Source organism: Leucobacter musarum subsp. musarum (genome assembly GCF_001273845.1).
GTDB classification, from domain to species: domain Bacteria; phylum Actinomycetota; class Actinomycetes; order Actinomycetales; family Microbacteriaceae; genus Leucobacter; species Leucobacter musarum.
Genome location: NZ_JHBW01000064.1, coordinates 32,005 through 47,060, shown reverse-complemented (window position 1 = coordinate 47,060; position 15,056 = coordinate 32,005). Strand labels below are relative to the sequence as shown.

Sequence of the window (15,056 nt, the reverse complement as noted above, 5' to 3'; positions counted from 1 at the left end):
TTGTCGGCCCGGATGCCAGTACCCTGGAGCCATGGGTGCGGTGTCGAGCATGGGGCGCGGGTTCGCCGTGCTCGATGCGCTCGCGACACATGCGCAACATCACCGCGCTCCAGCCACGGTCACCGAAGTGGCGCTCGCGGCCGGGCGTGAACGCTCCCAGACCTCCCGAGTACTCACCGCGCTCGCGGCGAACGGGCTCGCCGAGCGTGACTCGCTCGGATATCAACTCTCACCGCTGGTGTACGCCTCGACGCAAGCACTAACCGCCCGCCGGCTGCTCACCGAGGGCCTCACCGCACTCGAGCAGTTGAGCGCAACGACTGGAGAAGCCTGCTTTCTCGGCGAACTGTACGGCGACAGCACCGTGACCATCGCCGAAGCGCTTCCGCGCGGGCAGCGACTCATCACCTCATGGGTGGGCCGCGCATACCCGGCGTTCTGCAGCGATGCCGGCCAGGCGGTGCTCTGGGACGCCGAAGACGACGAAGTATCTGCGGTGCTCGCGCGCACCGACTTCTCTTCGGGGGGCCCGCGCGCCGCACGCGACATCACCGAGTTCATTGCACGAATCCGCGAAGCGCGGTCTCGCGGCTATTCCATCGTGGACGAGGAAGCCGAGCCCGGCCTCCTCTCAGTCGCTGCGCCGGTGCACGACTTCCGCGGGGAAGTCATCGCCGCCATGCAGATCGTCGGCCCGCGCGTTCGGCTGGAGGAGCGCGTTGAAGCACTGGGCCTCGCCTGTCGCACCGCAGCCGACGAGCTCAGCCGCGCGCTCGGTGCACCGAGTGACGTTCGAGATAAGCTGCCTGCGTCGGCCCCCACCACCGCCTGACCGGGCTTTTCCGGCTTACTCCAGCAGCTGTTCCAAACGCTGCGCCGCAGCCGACAGTTCGGCGGCAAGTTCACCGTCCAGGAATTCGGTTCGGCACACCGCACTGATGGCTGCGGTCACGCGGCCATCAGCGGTCAGCGGCACGCCGATTTCCATAATCTCGTATTCGAATTCCTCGGCCGCGCGCACGTACCCGGCGGCACGATCGCGCTCCATCAGGGCCCAGACCTCATCGACGCTGCGTGCGGCAGACGGCCCGCCCACACCGATGAACTCCGTACTCGACAGCATCTCATCGAGTTCATCGCGCCCCATCCGCCACAGCAGCGCGCGCCCCGCACCGGTGCACCAGATCGGAGTCACCATGCCGGGGCTCGTCGCACTCTCGGGTGCGCCCGGCCCCGACTCGTAGCGCAACAACGCGGTGAAGCCATCGCCCACGGGCGCCGATACTCGCACGCCAGCCGGAAATGCCGACGCGATTCGCCGCAATTCGCCGCGAGCCGCTCGCAACCAGGGCGCGTGCAACGAACGCCCGAGCGCGAAGTACGCAGGGCCCGCGGAGAACGCCGCTTGTTCACCGCGCTCGAGATATTCGAGGTCGATCAATTCCTGCGTGAGCCGCGACGTGCGGCTCCGTTCGATTCCCGTGCGATCGGCGATCCGCGACGCGATCAGAGCTGAGCGGCCTGAGCGCTCCCGCCAGACCACTTCGTCGAGCAGCGTCAGACCCTGAATCAACGACGACGTTCCTGAGGGAGAATCGGCGGGCTGCATCACACGATTCAGACTAGCCTCCGACCGCTCCCGATCGAACCGTTCTCGCGATCCCACGCCCCCACTGGGAATAACTCGCCGCCGCGATCTCACCGGAATTTCGCTCAAACTCAACACCGGAAATCTCGCCAGCCCCCTGCCTGCCGAAGACGACCGCATCATCACCAGGCCGCACCCCTGGGATGGCCGTGACATCCACGGCCAGGGCGTTCATCGACAGCCGATCAACGATGGGTGCCCGATGTCCTCGCACCAGCACCGATCCTCGTCCGTTGCCCAGCGCACGCGGCAGTCCATCACCGTAGCCCACCGGGACCGCGGCGATGATCGCGTCGCCGTCGAGCACCGACCCCCCGACATATCCAATACGTCGCCCGGCCGGCACCAGGTTGACCGAGGTGATCGGAGCGACGAGACGCAACGCCGACCGCTGCCACACAGCCGGCGCCGATGAGTCACCGTACAGTGCGGCGCCGATGCGCACGAGATCGAAACGCGACTCCGCAACCGTGAGCGCCGCGAACGACGTCGCGCAGTGACGCTGCACGTCAGCTGCCCGCTCCTGCCCGAGAACACCGAGCACCTCTTCCGCTTCATCGGCGAACCGGGCGGCGCCGCGCTGGGCATCGGCTACCGCCTCCGACGGAAAGTGCGCGCACACGCCACGCACGTCGAGACCGCGCAGCGCAACCATCGCCGCGAGTTCCTTTCGGCCCGCGCTCAAGCTCAGGTCGACGCAGGAGACCGAGAACCCCAGGGCATTGATCGCAAGATGCACCGGGATCTCAACGCCGTGCTGCAGCGCGATCTCTGCGATCACCTGAGCGTGCGCGAAGCCACCCACCCACTCCTCGACGCGCTCCCCGAGCGCACCGGCGACTTCAGCGGGGGCCGCGGCGCGCACACGGATGATACGACCTGAGAATCCGAGCTCGCGCACGCGTCGGGCCTCCGCGTTGCTGGCAATGCCGACACTGCGTATGCCGGCGTCGACGATGAGGGGAAGCACGTGCTCGATTCCGTGCCCGTAGGCATCGGCTTTGACGACCGCGCAGATCTCCGGTGATGAATCACCTGAAAGCGCATCGACGAGGCACCCGAGGTTGTGTCGAATCGCCGCCGGATCGATCTCGACACGCGCCTCCCCCGTAGTCATCGCCGGGCCTCGATGCTGCCTGAGTCCGAGTCCGTGACCGCTGAGGTCGCGGCCCCCGACTGCGGGGCACGACCTCGGCCGCGACCATGACGCCACCAGAAGTAGAGATAGCAGACGCCGACGAACGGCACCCCGAAGTACAGGGCCGCAACCTGATTCGGATCGAAGGCGACGGCGACGAGTGAAATTGCGAGCAAAACGAACGCAAGGATCGGCACCACCGGGTACCACGGTGTGCGATAGGCGAGCGTGGAGACGTCACCCCCCGCTTTCACAAACGCGCGACGGTGCATGAATTGTGACGCGACGATGGACATCCACACGGCGACCACGGCGAAGCCCGCGATCGAAACGAGCACCAGGTAGACGGACTCGGGCGCGACTACGCTCGAAATCAGTGAGGCGAGACCACCGATCATGCTGACGCTCAGTGCGATGAGCGGGATGCCCCGTCGCGTCAGGCGGGTGAACACCCGCGGTGCGTGCCCCTCCTCTGCCAGAGAGAAGAGCATCCGCGCACACGAGAAGAGACCGGAATTGCCCGCCGACAGCAGTGCGGTGATGACGACAAAGTTCATCAGGTCGGCGGCAAACGGAATACCGATGTACTCGAAGACGGTCACGAACGGCGAATCGGTGACGCCGGTCTGCTCGTACGGCACGATGGCGGCGATGACGGCGATCGATCCGATGAAGAAGAGCACCAGGCGCAGCACGGTCGAACGGAGTGCACGGGGAATGTTGCGGGCAGGGTTCTCGGTCTCACCGGCGGCGACGCCAATGAGTTCGGAACCGCTGAACGCGTAGAACACTGCGAGCGAGGTCACGACGACACCGCTGATACCGGCCGGGAAGAGACCACCTTCCGTCACGAAGTTCGAGAAGAACACCGGGGGCTGTGGATCGCTGGCCAGCGGGGAGAAGCCGAAGATCGCGGCACCACCCAGCACGATGAGCACGACGATCGCTGCGACTTTAATCATGGAGAACCAGAATTCGGTCTCTCCGAACACCCGAGCCGAGAAAGCATTGATGCCGAACAGCACTGCAGCGAAGACCACACACCAGATCCAGACGTCGACCCCAGGGAACCAGCGTTGCATCAGGATGCCGGCGGCGGTGAACTCCGAACCGAGTGCAACGACCCAGCACAACCAGTACAACCAAGCCGTCGTGAACCCTGTAGCTGGGTTGATCGAACGAGCCGCATAGATATGGAACGCTCCCGACACGGGGTACGCGACGGCGAGCTCCCCGAGACAGGCCATCACGAGCCAGACCACCACGGCGCCGATGCCGTAGGCGATCACGGCACCGAGCGGCCCGGCCTGCGAGATCGTATACCCGGAGCTCAGGAAGAGCCCCGATCCAATCACGCCGCCGAGCGCGATCATAACGAGGTGGCGCGCGCCCATGGACCGCTGCATCTTTCGCAGCGGAACTTGGGTCACGGTCGTGTGCGGGAGCGAATTGGGGACGTCCATCCCTGGTTTCGACATGTGGCTCTCCTTCGAGACGAATGATGATCATCGCTCACGTGCGTTATTTACATGAATGATTGCACATGTAGCACGCATTTGCGACGCGGTAACGCTACCTCGCGATGACGCGACGCGCGAGCGCTGACGCCGGCACGAGCACAATGCACGCGCAATCTCCGTTTCGCTCGTACTCCCGAGCGTTCCGGGAGCGAGGGCTGACACCTCCGCGCTCGAAGCTGGAATCACTGGCGCTCGGGTCGATCCCGCGGCGCACTCATCGAAGGAGTCCCCATGCACCACTACCGTCTCGCGCTCATCGGATTCGGCGGCGTCGCCCGCGCACTCGCCGAACTCATCCGCGACTCATCACCGCGCCTGCGCGACGAACTGGGTTTCGATCTCAGCGTGGTCGCGATCACCGACCTGAATTTCGGATCGCTGATGCAATCGGAAGGCATCGACCTCGACGCTGTGCTGCAACTGCCGCGAGACGCGAGCTTCGCTGCCATGCCGGGCGGTTCAGCGGAGGCGAACAACGAACGCGTGATCGCTGAGACCAACGCGGATATCGTCGTCGAAGCAACGTTCACGAACCCCACCACTGGAGAACCCGCGGTCTCGCATGTGCGGTGGGCGCTCGAGCACGGGCGCCACGTCACCACCACGAACAAGGGACCGGTCGCAATCGGCGGCGCGGAGCTGACGGCCCTCGCGGAACGGGTCGGCCTGCGGTTCGAGTACGAAGGCGCAGTGATGAGCGGAACCCCGGTGCTGCGACTCGCCAACGGGCCGCTCGCCGGCTCACGCATCCGAGGCGTCCAGGGCATCCTGAACGGCACGAGCAACTACGTGCTCGGTCGCCTGGCGGCTGGACTGACGCTCGACGCCGCCGTCGCCGAGGCACAGAGTCTGGGCTACGCGGAGGCCGATCCCACCGCTGACATCGGGGGTTCGGATGTGCGCCTCAAGGTCGCCATCCTCGCGCAGCGTGTGCTTGGCGCCACCATCGATGCCGCCGATATTCCGACCACCGGTATCACTGGCCTGAGCGAAACGGACATTGCAGATGCCGAGCGCACCGGAAAGACCTGGAAGCTCATCGGATCCGTTGCTCGATCCGACGACGGCAGCATCACGGCGAGCGTTGCACCCGTAGCGCTCGACGCATCGCACCCGCTGGCAGCGATCTCCGGAGCCACGAACGCGGTGTCGTTCGATACCGAACTGCTCGGGCCAGTCACCATCTCTGGCCCGGGAGCCGGTCGCATCGAGACGGCGTTCGCGCTGCTCTCCGATATCGTCGCGATCCACACGGCGGTGACACGATGACCACCACCCTCACGGCCCAAGCGACGGCTGCAAAAACGACCGCCGGTGAATTCATCGTGCGCAACCCGGCAACCGGAGAGGAAATCGGACGCCTCCCGCTCACCCCGGCGGTCGACGCCGATGCGGTCTTGAATCGTGCGCGATCCGCGGTGCCGGTCGCCGCTGGATTGTCTCGTTACGCGCGCGCCGAGGTTCTCGATCGCGCATCTCGCGCGCTCGAAGCCCGCGCGGAGCAGTTCGCCGACCAGATCGTCGCTGAGGCCGGAAAGACCATTCGCCAGGCACGTAAGGAGGTCGGCCGAGCCGTCACGACGCTATCCCTTTCAGCCGCGGAAGCACGCCGCGGCGGCGGCGAGGTCATTCCTTTCGACGCGTATGCAGGCGGAGAAGACCGTCAGGGCTGGTTCACGCGCGAGCCGCTCGGCATCGTGCTCGCCATCACTCCATACAACGATGCGCTGAACCTGGTTGCGCACAAGCTCGGCCCCGCGATCGCGGGTGGCAACGCGGTGATTCTGAAGCCGGCGCAGCAGACACCGTACTCCGCGCGTTTGCTCGTCGATCTGCTGCGCGAGCACGGACTTCCCGAAGAGGTCGTCACCGTCGTGCACGGCGATCGTCACCTCACTGGGGCCCTGATCGCCGCGCGTGACGTACGCATGGTGTCGTTCACCGGAGGCTTCCGCACCGGTGAGGCGATCACGCGCACCGCAGGCATCAAACGCCTGGCCATGGAACTCGGGGGCAATGCACCCGTGATCGTGTTCGCCGACGCCGATCTGCCGGTGGCCGTGGACGCCATCGTCTCGGGCGCGTTCTGGGCGGCAGGGCAGAACTGCGTCGGCGCGCAGCGGATCCTCGTACACGATGACATCTATTCGGAGTTTCGCGAAGCCTTCGTCTCCCGTTCGCGTGAATTGCGTACCGGCGACCCTCGTGACGAGCGCAGCGATGTCGGGCCGATGATCTCGGAGGATGCCGCACGCGCCGCCGCAGATACCGTGCTCTCTGCCGTCGCCGCCGGCGCGCGGGTGCTGTGCGGAGGTGTGCCCGACGGCCCGTTCCTCCCCCCGACCGTGGTCGAGCGCGTTCCCTCCGACCACCAACTGTGCCGTGAAGAGGTCTTCGCCCCCGTTGCGATCCTCGAGCGCTTCAGCAACTACTCGGAAGCAATTGCTCGGGCGAATGACGTCGAGTACGCGCTGCACGCGGGCGTATTCACTCGCGACCTGTCGATGGCGCTGCGCGCGGCAGCCGACATCGAGGCCGGGGGAGTCATGATCAACGACTCGTCCGATTACCGCATCGACGCCATGCCGTTCGGCGGCGCGAAGTACGGCAGCATGGGCCGAGAGGGCGTGCGATTCGCCTACGAGGAGATGACGCAGCCCAAGGTGGTCTGCATCAGCTGAAACTGGGGCCACTGCACGACTCGGGGACGGCGACTCCGGCTCGGCGGCGGGTGAGACTCGATTCGAAGGTCTCGCCCGCCTCCGCGCAACGCTTTCCGACTCTCCGGGCGCCTCCGCCCAGCCCTACGGCTCGAGAATCACCTTGCCGGTCGTCGCACGCGACTCGAGCTGGGCGTGCGCGTACCCGGCCTCCGACAGCGGAAAGCGCGCGCCGATACGGAAGTCGAGCGTGCCCGCGGCAATCGCATCGAAGAGCTCGCGGTAGCGCCACGCGCGCTCCTCGGGAGTGAGCAAGAAGTGCCCCATTGACGGGCGCGTCACGGTGAGGGATCCCCCAGCGTTCAGTCGCTGCAGGTCGAACGGAGGCACTGGGCCGCTGGCACCGCCGAAGAGCACGAGCGTGCCGCGCACACGCAGCGCTGTCAGCGAGTCGTCGAACGTGCGCGCGCCGACCCCGTCGTAGACCACGGCGACGCCCTCGCCGCCGGTGAGCTCGCGCGCCCGCGCTGCGAAATCGTCGTAGTCGAACACCTCGCTCGCGCCCGCGGCCAAGCTGAGCTCGCGCTTCTCGGGCGTCGAAACGGTGGTGAACACGCGCACGCCACGCGCGACAAGCAACTGCGTGAGCAGCAACCCGACGCCACCCGCACCGGCGTGCACGATCACCGTGTCACCGGCCTGCGGCTGAGCGGCCGACGTCGCGAGATAGTGCGCGGTGAGCCCCTGGAGCGGGATCGCCGCGGCCACATCGGCTGCGATCCCCTCGGGCACGTGCACCGCCTTTTCAGCGGAGACGACGAACCGCTCCGCATACGTGCGCGACCCCTCCGCTGTGGTGACCAGGTCTCCGACCGCGTAGCCCTCAACGCCCTCGCCGATCTCGAGCACGACGCCCGCGCCCTCGCCACCCGGCGTGAAGGGATACTCGACCGTGTAGAGCCCCGACCGCTGATACGTCTCGATGAAGTTCACGCCCACGGCGCGCGTCTGCACCAGCAGTTCGCCGGGCCCGGCGACCGGGCTCTCGACCTCGGTGAACTCGAGCAGCTCGGAGCCGCCGGCGTGGGGAACGGTGATAGCGCGAATCGTGGTCATGCGGCCGAGCCTACGCGCCGAAGCCCATGCGCTGCATGCGATTGCAATGAAAGTCAGCGGCGAATTCGCTCCGCGCGAAATGCCGCGGCTGATCCCCGCCGCTGTGCCGCACAGCCGTCGAATCTGCCGCCGCTGATGTCTCTGCGATCGGGGCAACTTTGAGCCAGTGTGAGGGCTGTTTTGGGTCGCCGCACTGGTCCGAAGTTGCCCCAATCGCAAAGGGCGCTGAGCGCGGCGAAGCGGCAGCGGCAGTCGCGACGGCGCAGCAGCCGCGCTACCGCTGCACCGGATCACCTCCGCCGGCGCCGCCGAGTCGCCGCAGGTCGTCGCGCGTCGGCAGGCCCTCCCAGTCGCCGGGCGCGAGGCACGCTGAGGCTCCGGCGGCGACTGCGGTGCGCAGACGTGCTTCGGGCGAGAGGCCACGCACCCGCTCGGCGAGGTACCCCGCAACGAACGCGTCGCCAGCACCGACGGTGTCGACGACCTCGACCGGCACGGCGGCGACCTCGAACCGCGCACCGTCCACGAGCGCCACGCACCCGTCGGCGCCCAGTTTGATCACGGCCTCGGTCGGCCCGAGCGCACCCAACCGCGCAGCGAGCTCAGCCGCAGCGCCAACGCCCACCACCAGCTCAGCTTCGTCGTCGCCCGCGAACACGATGTCGGCGAGCGCGACAAGTTCGCGCAGCCGAGCACCCGACTGCTCCGGCGACCACAGGGCCGAACGATAGTTGAGGTCGATCGACACCGGCACTCCTGCGGCTCGCGCGCGCCGCATCGCCGCCTCGACCGCGGCGTCGGCGGACGGCGAGAGCGCCGGCGTGATGCCGGTGACGTGCAGCAGTGCGGCGCCCTCGACGAGCCCGTCGGGGAGGTCGTCTGGGGCGAGTCGTGATCCCGCGCTCGCTCGCCGGTAGTAGACGACGCGCGTGCTTCCCGCGGCCGGGTGCTCCTTCAGCATGAGGCCGGTGGGTGATTCGGGATCGCGAATCACGTCGGCACGCACGCCTTCCGCGCGCAGCTCCCGCTCGATCAGATCGCCGAGGCTGTCGGCTCCGAGGCGCCCGCACCAGACGGCATCGATGCCGAGACGTCGCACTCCGATCGCCACGTTCGATTCCGCGCCGCCGAACCCGAGCTCGACCGCTCGCTGGGTGGCGAGTCGCCCGACTCCGGCCTGCCGCACCAGTCCCATCGATTCGCCGAGTGTGAGCACGTACGGTTGCTCGGCCACTGCGGCGGTCACGATCCGCTCCGCACGTCGCGGGCGCGAGTGACGAGCTCCTGCGCACGCCGGGTCAGTAAGGCAGGATCGCCACCCCTGAAGGCATCTTGCAGCAGCGGACCGCCCACACTCACCGCGCAGGCTCCGGCCGCGAGCCACGCCAGAGCGCTCTCGGCATCGACGCCGCCCGAAGGAATCGCCTCGATCTCGGGGAACGGCCCGCGGAGGTCGCCGAGGTACCCCGGTCCCCAGTGCGATGCGGGAAAGACCTTGACCGCCGTGGCACCGCGCGACCATCCGGCGTGGAGCTCGGTCGGGGTGCAGCCGCCGGGAAACACGGGGAGCCCCGCGCTGACGGCGGCGTCGATCACCTCGGGCACCGTAGTCGGGGTGACGAGATAGCGGGCACCCGCCCCCATGGCCTCGAGCGCCTCGTCGACCCGGGTGACCGTGCCGACGCCGATCTGCGCGTCGTCGCCGAAGCGCTCGCGCAGCGCTGGGAGCTCGGCGAGGGTGCCGGGAGTGCTCAGCGTGATCTCGATATGCGTGACGCCGCCCCGCAGCAGCGCGTCGATGACCGGCGCATAGTCGGCCGGGGTCGGCGCGCGCAGCACCGCGATGACGGGTGACGCCCGCAACTCCGCGGGCACGAGCAGTCGCGCAGAATTCACCCCGCTCGCCCCACTCCCCCCGCTCATCGCGCGAGCCATCCGCCGTCGACCGGCAGCACGGTGCCGTGGATGTACGCGGCGTAGGGCGTGCACAGGTAGACGACCGCGTTGGCGATGTCGTCGGGCTCGGCCCAGCGCCCCGCGGGGATGCGCTCACTGAGCTGCCGAAAGCGCTCGGGGTCGGCGAGGAGCGCCTCGTTCATGTCGGTCTGCACGTACCCGGGAGCAACGGCGTTGACGTTGACGCCGTGCGCCGCCCATTCGTTGCTGAGCGCTTTCACGAGCTGCGCCACAGCACCTTTCGACGCGGCATAGGCCGGCACCCGAAGCCCGCCCTGAAACGAGAGCAGCGATGCCAGAGTCACGATCGACCCGCTGCCGCGCTGCACCATGCGGGCTCCGAACCCCTGGCTCAGCTGGAAGACGGAGTTGAGGTTCACGGCGAGTACTCGCTCGAAGTCGGCCAGCGGAAAGTCGACAGAGTCGTGGCGAATCTGCGTGCCCGCGTTGTTCACGAGTATGTCGACGGCGTCGACCTCGGCGGTGACGGACTCGATGGCCGCCGCGATCGAGTCGGCGTCTCCGAAATCGACCGTGCGATGCGACAGCGTGCGCCCCGTCTCGACGGCGATCGCGCTGAGCCGATCGGAGTGCGCGCTGCGCTGCAGCGTGATCACGTCGGCGCCGCTGCGCAGCAGGCCGGCGGCGACGGCTTCCCCGATGCCGCGCGACGCCCCGGTGACGACGGCCGTGCGGCCGGTCAGAATCTGATCGAACACCTCAGGCCCCCTGACCGGCGGCACCAGCGACCGCCCCGGAGCGCGCTGCGAGCCCGGCCGCGTTCACCGTGTTCGCGCTGGTGCCCGCGGTGCAGACGTCGAGAATGTTCTCCATCGCTCGCCGCTTGAGTTCAACGAACGATTCTTCGCTGTACCAGGCGGCGTGCGGGGTGAGCAGCACCTGTTCGAAGCGGTGCAGCGGGTGCTCGACGGGCAGCGGCTCCTCCTCGAACACGTCGAGACCGGCTGCGGCGACCCGCCCGGATTCGAGCGCGCGCACGAGCGCCGCGGTGTCCATCACGCCGCCGCGGCACGTGTTGACGAGTTTCACGCCGTCGCGCATCTGCGCGAAGGCATCGTCATTGATGAGGTGCTGGGTCTGCGCGATCAGCGGCAGGTGCAGTGACAGCAGCTCGGCCTGCGCGAGCAGCTCGGCGGGCGATACCACGTCGGTACCCGACGGGCTCACGGTGCCGGGTGCGAAACGCGGGTCGGTGCCGATGACGCGAAAGCCGAGCGCGCGCGCCTTCCGCGCGGTGGCCTCACCGATGAGCCCGAGGCCGTAGACACCGAAGGTGGTCGCTGAGAATCGGTGGAGCGGCCGCACCGGGCCAAGATCGGCCTCGCCGCGCGCGAGCCCGGCGTGGAGCGCGGGGAGTCCGCGCAGCACGGCGAGGGCGTGCGCGATCGCGTGGTCGCTCACGTCTTCGGTGCCGTAGTCGGGCACGTTGCACACGGCGACACCGCGACGAGTGGCCGCATCGACATCGACGGTGTCGACGCCCACGCCGTAGCGCCCGACAGCCGCGAGGTCGGGAAGCGCGGTCAGCACCTCGTCGGTGACCGGAGCGTACTGGGTCAGGATCGCGTCGGCTCCCGCCGACGCCGCGATCACATCGGCGCTCGTGGTGCACGCGGCGAGCACGAGTTCATACCCGTACCGCTGCGCCACCTCCCGCTCGATTTCGACACTGCCGTGATCACAGTCGGTGATCACTACGCGACGACTCTGCTGCTGCACTGAAGCCTCCATCGGTGAATGAAATTTGAAACATCATTTCATAAACCGCGAGCTTCGCCAAGCCGTCATTCCGCAGAAACGGTCGCGAAACCCACCTCGACCACGCTGGTCGGGTGTCGAATCGTCAGCCCTCAGGCCTCCGGGGCGCCGAGCACTTGCGAGACGCGCCGCGCCGCGCGGGTCACCAGCTCGCCGAAGCGCTGCTCATCCTCCTCCGCGACGACCCGTGCCGTCGGGCCCGCGAGGCTGAGGCCCGCGCAGACATTGCCGGAGAAGTCGAAGATGGGCGCGGCGAACCCGCGAATCCCATCGCGGTTCTCGCCGTTGTCGATGGCGTATCCGCGCTCACGGGTGTGCGCGAGATCGCGGTAGAGGGCCTCGAACGTCGTGAGAGTGTTCGGCGTGCGACCCACGAGCGTGTCGGGCAGATGGAGCTGCCGAACGTCACCGGGCAGCTGCGCGAGGATCGACTTGCCGATGGCGGTGGCGTATGCGGGCACCGAGTCGCCCACCTTACTAAAGATGCGAATCGGCTGCGGGCTGTCGACCAGCTCGATATAGACGACATCCTTGCCCGAGAGCACCCCCAGGTGGGCGGTCTCGCCCGTCTCGGTCACGATGTCGCGCAGCACGGGAAGCGCGGCCTTTCGGGTATCGAGCCGGCTCAGGTACTCGGACCCGAGCTTCGCGGTGAGCATGCCGAGCGAGTACACCCCGAGCTCCGCGTCGAAGTGCAGCAGGTTGCGGCGGGTGAGCGTGAGCAGCATGCGCTGGGTCGTCGCCTTGCTGTACCCGAGAATGCCCGTGCACTCGGCAAGGGTCACGCCGGGCCGCGGCGCCGACGCGATGTATTCGAGGATGTCGACGGCCTTCTCGAGACTCTGGGTGCCGGTCACGCGCTCGGAGGAGGTGAGTCCGCCCGTTGAAATCACGCGTTCAGTCATTAGATCTCCATCCTCGTTCGTCGGGATCGGCGCGTCTTCGCGCTGCACCCGCGGTGCTTATCTTACGAACCTGCATCAATCGACACATTCCGCCTTGACATCATTTCACCACTTATGAGACAGTGTTTCAAATTTAAAGCATCAGTCGGCGCATCGCAGCGTCGGCGGCGAAAGGGCTGATACCTCATGACCGCTTTCCTCTTCGATCCGGTCACCCACCAGGGCCTCTCCACGGCCGTGCTCGGCGAGAGCGCCGATCCGAGCCGCGTCATCAGCGGCGAACCGCACGCCTCCGAGCAGATCCTGCACGAAGACGCAGCGATCGAGATCGGCGTCTGGGAGATCACGCCCGGCAGCTTCCACTCGAGCAAGGTCGGGGTCTCCGAGGTCATGTACTTCCTCTCGGGCGCCGGCACGATCACTCGCGAGTCGGGCGAGGTCATCGCCTTCGGCCCCGACACCTACGTCGCACTGCCCGACGGCTCGCACGTCATCTGGGACGTGCACGAGACCGCGCGCAAGATCTACATCATCACGCAGACGCCGGCGTAGCCAGGCCCGCACCCCGAGGATCACCGATGACCCTGAGCACGACCGGGATACCGACCGTTCGCCCACCGCGGCGTTCGCTCTTCGATCCCGCCCGCCTCCCGAAGATCGCCCTCGCCCTCGCGGCGACGGGCTTCTTCGTGATCTTCTTCTTCTGGCCCCTGCTCGACGTGGTGCTGCGCAGCATCAGCGTCGACGGGGTCATGAGCTGGAGCTCTCCCGACTTCACGTTCGCGCACTACCTGACGATCTTGCAAGACGACTACCTGCACCTCGTCGAGTGGCGCACGATCAAGCTGGCCGTCAACTCCACCGTGCTGGCGCTGCTGCTCGGCTTCCCCACCGCGTACTTTATTTCGCGACTCCCCGTGCGCTCGGCAGGCGTGGTGCTGCTTCTGATCCTCATCCCGTTCCAGGTCTCGATCGTCGTGCGCCTGTTCGCGGTGACCTCGATCCTGAGCCCGAACGGTCTCCTCAGCCAAGCGAGCCAAGCTCTCGGCGGCGAGCGCTTCTCACTGCTGTACACGCAGGGCGGCACGCTCGTCGGCACCGTGATGTATCTGCTCCCCTACATGATCTTGATTCTCTACTCGGGCATGACGGGCATCGACCACAACGTGATTCTCGCGGCGAAGACGATGGGGGCTTCGGGCTTCCAGATCTTCGTGAAGGTCTTCCTGCCGCTCGTGCGCACGTCGATCTTGAGCGGTGCACTGCTCTGCTTCATCCTCGCGCTCAGCTTCTTCATCGTGCCCGCGATTCTCGGTGGGCCGCAGGAGCAGACCGTCGCCGTCTACATTCAGCAGCAGATCGACCTCTTCCAGTGGGGTGTGGCCTCGGCGCTCGGCGTCGTGCTGCTCGCGGCGACACTCATCTTGTACGTCGCGGTGATCCGGATCGGCGGAGGCTTCACAGCTCCGGGTCTCGGGGGCCAGGCGAAGGGCGTGAGCCAGGAGCAGCGGTTCCGGTGGTCGGGCGGCACGATCGTCACCGGCGCACTCACCCTGGTCTCGCTGCTGGTGCTGCTGGTGCCCGTGCTCATCGTCTTCCCGCTCTCGGTGGGCGAGACGCAGACGGTGGTGTTCCCGCCGCGCGGCTTCACGCTGGAGTGGTACGGCGAAGCGGTCACCACGCGCACCTGGATCAACCCGATCGTGCGCAGCCTGCTCGTCGCGACGCTCACCGGCCTCGCGTCGACGGCGCTGGCGCTCTATCTGGCGCGCGTCGTGCAGACCGCGAAGTCCGAGCGCACGAAGCTGCTCGTCTCGGGTCTTGCGTTCGCGCCGATCATCACCCCGGCGATCCTGCTCGCGATCGGCATCTACGCCGTCGAGCTGCGGCTCGACCTCGCCGGCACCATTCCCGGTCTCGTGCTCGCGCACACGCTCGTCTCGTTCCCGCTCGCCTTCGCGATCCTGAACACCTCGCTCGCGTCGCGCGGCCTCGACCTCGAGACCGCGGCGTGGACGATGGGGGCGTCGCGCATCTCGGCGTTCTGGACGGTGACGGTGCGCGGCATGATCCCGGTACTGCTCTCTGCGTTCGGGCTCGCCTTCGTCACCTCATGGGATGAGGTCGTGCTGGCGCTCTTCCTGCAGACCGGTCCGGTGAAGACGCTGCCCGTCACCATCTACCAGTACCTGGAGAGCGGCATCGTGCCGACTGTCCCGGCGATCGCGGCACTGCTGACGCTGCTCGTCGTCGCCATCATCGTCTCCCAGCGCATCATCCAGTCACGACGGGCCGCACGCGCCGCCGTCGCGGCCGACCAGAAATGAGGACCGG

At 67.4% G+C, this 15,056-nt stretch carries 14 protein-coding genes; 5 read left to right on the top strand and 9 right to left on the bottom strand.

Features of this window, described 5'->3' with window-relative positions:
* Positions 1 to 31: 31 nt before the first annotated feature.
* A complete protein-coding gene (locus CH42_RS02235; RefSeq protein ID WP_053351593.1) occupies positions 32 to 832 on the top strand; it encodes an IclR family transcriptional regulator in 801 nt (266 codons plus the stop codon).
* 15 nt (positions 833 to 847) lie between these two features.
* On the opposite strand, the gene CH42_RS02230 is transcribed toward CH42_RS02235, so the two are convergent.
* The 3 genes from CH42_RS02230 to CH42_RS02220 are packed head-to-tail and all read right to left on the bottom strand — an operon-like array spanning position 848 to position 4,249.
* The gene (locus tag CH42_RS02230) at positions 848 to 1,609 is read right to left on the bottom strand and encodes an IclR family transcriptional regulator (protein ID WP_053351592.1); all 762 of its coding nucleotides are present in this window, start codon (positions 1,607 to 1,609) and stop codon (positions 848 to 850) included.
* Positions 1,610 to 1,622: 13 nt separating this feature from the next.
* Entirely contained in the window at positions 1,623 to 2,765 is a 1,143-nt protein-coding gene (locus CH42_RS02225) for an alanine racemase (protein ID WP_053351591.1), read from the bottom strand.
* Positions 2,762 to 4,249, bottom strand: coding sequence for an amino acid permease (locus CH42_RS02220; protein ID WP_053351590.1), 1,488 nt, complete (start codon positions 4,247 to 4,249; stop codon positions 2,762 to 2,764). Before CH42_RS02220 ends, CH42_RS02225 begins: the two co-directional genes overlap by 4 nt.
* Positions 4,250 to 4,537: 288 nt before the next feature.
* Between CH42_RS02220 and CH42_RS02215 the strand changes: the two genes are divergently transcribed.
* Together CH42_RS02215 and CH42_RS02210 are read left to right on the top strand one after the other, a co-directional pair.
* Entirely contained in the window at positions 4,538 to 5,575 is a 1,038-nt protein-coding gene (locus CH42_RS02215; RefSeq protein WP_053351589.1) for a homoserine dehydrogenase, read from the top strand.
* On the top strand, positions 5,572 to 6,987 hold the full coding sequence (locus CH42_RS02210) for an aldehyde dehydrogenase family protein (protein WP_053351588.1): 1,416 nt from the start codon (positions 5,572 to 5,574) through the stop codon (positions 6,985 to 6,987). The genes CH42_RS02215 and CH42_RS02210 overlap by 4 nt, the downstream gene beginning before the upstream one ends.
* A gap of 123 nt (positions 6,988 to 7,110) precedes the next feature.
* On the opposite strand, the gene CH42_RS02205 is transcribed toward CH42_RS02210, so the two are convergent.
* The 6 genes from CH42_RS02205 to CH42_RS02180 form a co-directional block, all read right to left on the bottom strand.
* Complete coding sequence (locus CH42_RS02205) at positions 7,111 to 8,082, bottom strand: quinone oxidoreductase family protein (RefSeq protein WP_053351587.1); 972 nt, start codon at positions 8,080 to 8,082, stop codon at positions 7,111 to 7,113.
* 274 nt (positions 8,083 to 8,356) lie between these two features.
* Positions 8,357 to 9,328: a sugar kinase gene (locus CH42_RS02200; RefSeq protein WP_239683919.1), complete on the bottom strand. Its 972-nt coding sequence runs from the start codon at positions 9,326 to 9,328 to the stop codon at positions 8,357 to 8,359.
* Positions 9,325 to 10,005 carry a bifunctional 4-hydroxy-2-oxoglutarate aldolase/2-dehydro-3-deoxy-phosphogluconate aldolase gene (locus CH42_RS02195; RefSeq protein WP_156322442.1) on the bottom strand — a complete coding sequence of 227 codons (681 nt, stop codon included), beginning with the start codon at positions 10,003 to 10,005 and terminating at the stop codon, positions 9,325 to 9,327. The genes CH42_RS02200 and CH42_RS02195 overlap by 4 nt, the downstream gene beginning before the upstream one ends.
* Positions 10,002 to 10,757: an SDR family oxidoreductase gene (locus tag CH42_RS02190; RefSeq protein ID WP_156322441.1), complete on the bottom strand. Its 756-nt coding sequence runs from the start codon at positions 10,755 to 10,757 to the stop codon at positions 10,002 to 10,004. The genes CH42_RS02195 and CH42_RS02190 overlap by 4 nt, the downstream gene beginning before the upstream one ends.
* 1 nt (position 10,758) lies before the next feature.
* On the bottom strand, positions 10,759 to 11,778 hold the full coding sequence (locus CH42_RS02185; RefSeq protein WP_239683918.1) for a C-terminal binding protein: 1,020 nt from the start codon (positions 11,776 to 11,778) through the stop codon (positions 10,759 to 10,761).
* A gap of 131 nt (positions 11,779 to 11,909) precedes the next feature.
* Complete coding sequence (locus CH42_RS02180; RefSeq protein ID WP_053351584.1) at positions 11,910 to 12,722, bottom strand: IclR family transcriptional regulator; 813 nt, start codon at positions 12,720 to 12,722, stop codon at positions 11,910 to 11,912.
* Between the two features lie 186 nt (positions 12,723 to 12,908).
* Between CH42_RS02180 and CH42_RS02175 the strand changes: the two genes are divergently transcribed.
* Together CH42_RS02175 and CH42_RS02170 are read left to right on the top strand one after the other, a co-directional pair.
* Entirely contained in the window at positions 12,909 to 13,274 is a 366-nt protein-coding gene (locus tag CH42_RS02175) for a cupin domain-containing protein (RefSeq protein WP_053351583.1), read from the top strand.
* A 26-nt stretch (positions 13,275 to 13,300) separates the two neighbouring features.
* Positions 13,301 to 15,049, top strand: a complete 1,749-nt coding sequence (locus CH42_RS02170) for an ABC transporter permease subunit (RefSeq protein WP_053351582.1) — start codon at positions 13,301 to 13,303, stop codon at positions 15,047 to 15,049.
* The last annotated feature ends 7 nt before the right edge of the window (positions 15,050 to 15,056 follow it).

Bases quoted from the DNA above. Each gene is read 5' to 3' on its own strand.
- CH42_RS02215 (WP_053351589.1), top strand. From the start codon at position 4,538: ATGCACCACTACCGTCTCGCGCTCATCGGATTCGGCGGCGTCGCCCGC.
- CH42_RS02235 (WP_053351593.1), top strand. From the start codon at position 32: ATGGGTGCGGTGTCGAGCATGGGGCGCGGGTTCGCCGTGCTCGATGCG.
- CH42_RS02230 (WP_053351592.1), bottom strand. From the start codon at position 1,609: ATGCAGCCCGCCGATTCTCCCTCAGGAACGTCGTCGTTGATTCAGGGT.
- CH42_RS02205 (WP_053351587.1), bottom strand. From the start codon at position 8,082: ATGACCACGATTCGCGCTATCACCGTTCCCCACGCCGGCGGCTCCGAG.
- CH42_RS02220 (WP_053351590.1), bottom strand. From the start codon at position 4,249: ATGGACGTCCCCAATTCGCTCCCGCACACGACCGTGACCCAAGTTCCG.
- CH42_RS02195 (WP_156322442.1), bottom strand. From the start codon at position 10,005: ATGAGCGGGGGGAGTGGGGCGAGCGGGGTGAATTCTGCGCGACTGCTC.
- CH42_RS02225 (WP_053351591.1), bottom strand. From the start codon at position 2,765: ATGACTACGGGGGAGGCGCGTGTCGAGATCGATCCGGCGGCGATTCGA.
- CH42_RS02170 (WP_053351582.1), top strand. From the start codon at position 13,301: ATGACCCTGAGCACGACCGGGATACCGACCGTTCGCCCACCGCGGCGT.
- CH42_RS02175 (WP_053351583.1), top strand. From the start codon at position 12,909: ATGACCGCTTTCCTCTTCGATCCGGTCACCCACCAGGGCCTCTCCACG.
- CH42_RS02210 (WP_053351588.1), top strand. From the start codon at position 5,572: ATGACCACCACCCTCACGGCCCAAGCGACGGCTGCAAAAACGACCGCC.
- CH42_RS02180 (WP_053351584.1), bottom strand. From the start codon at position 12,722: ATGACTGAACGCGTGATTTCAACGGGCGGACTCACCTCCTCCGAGCGC.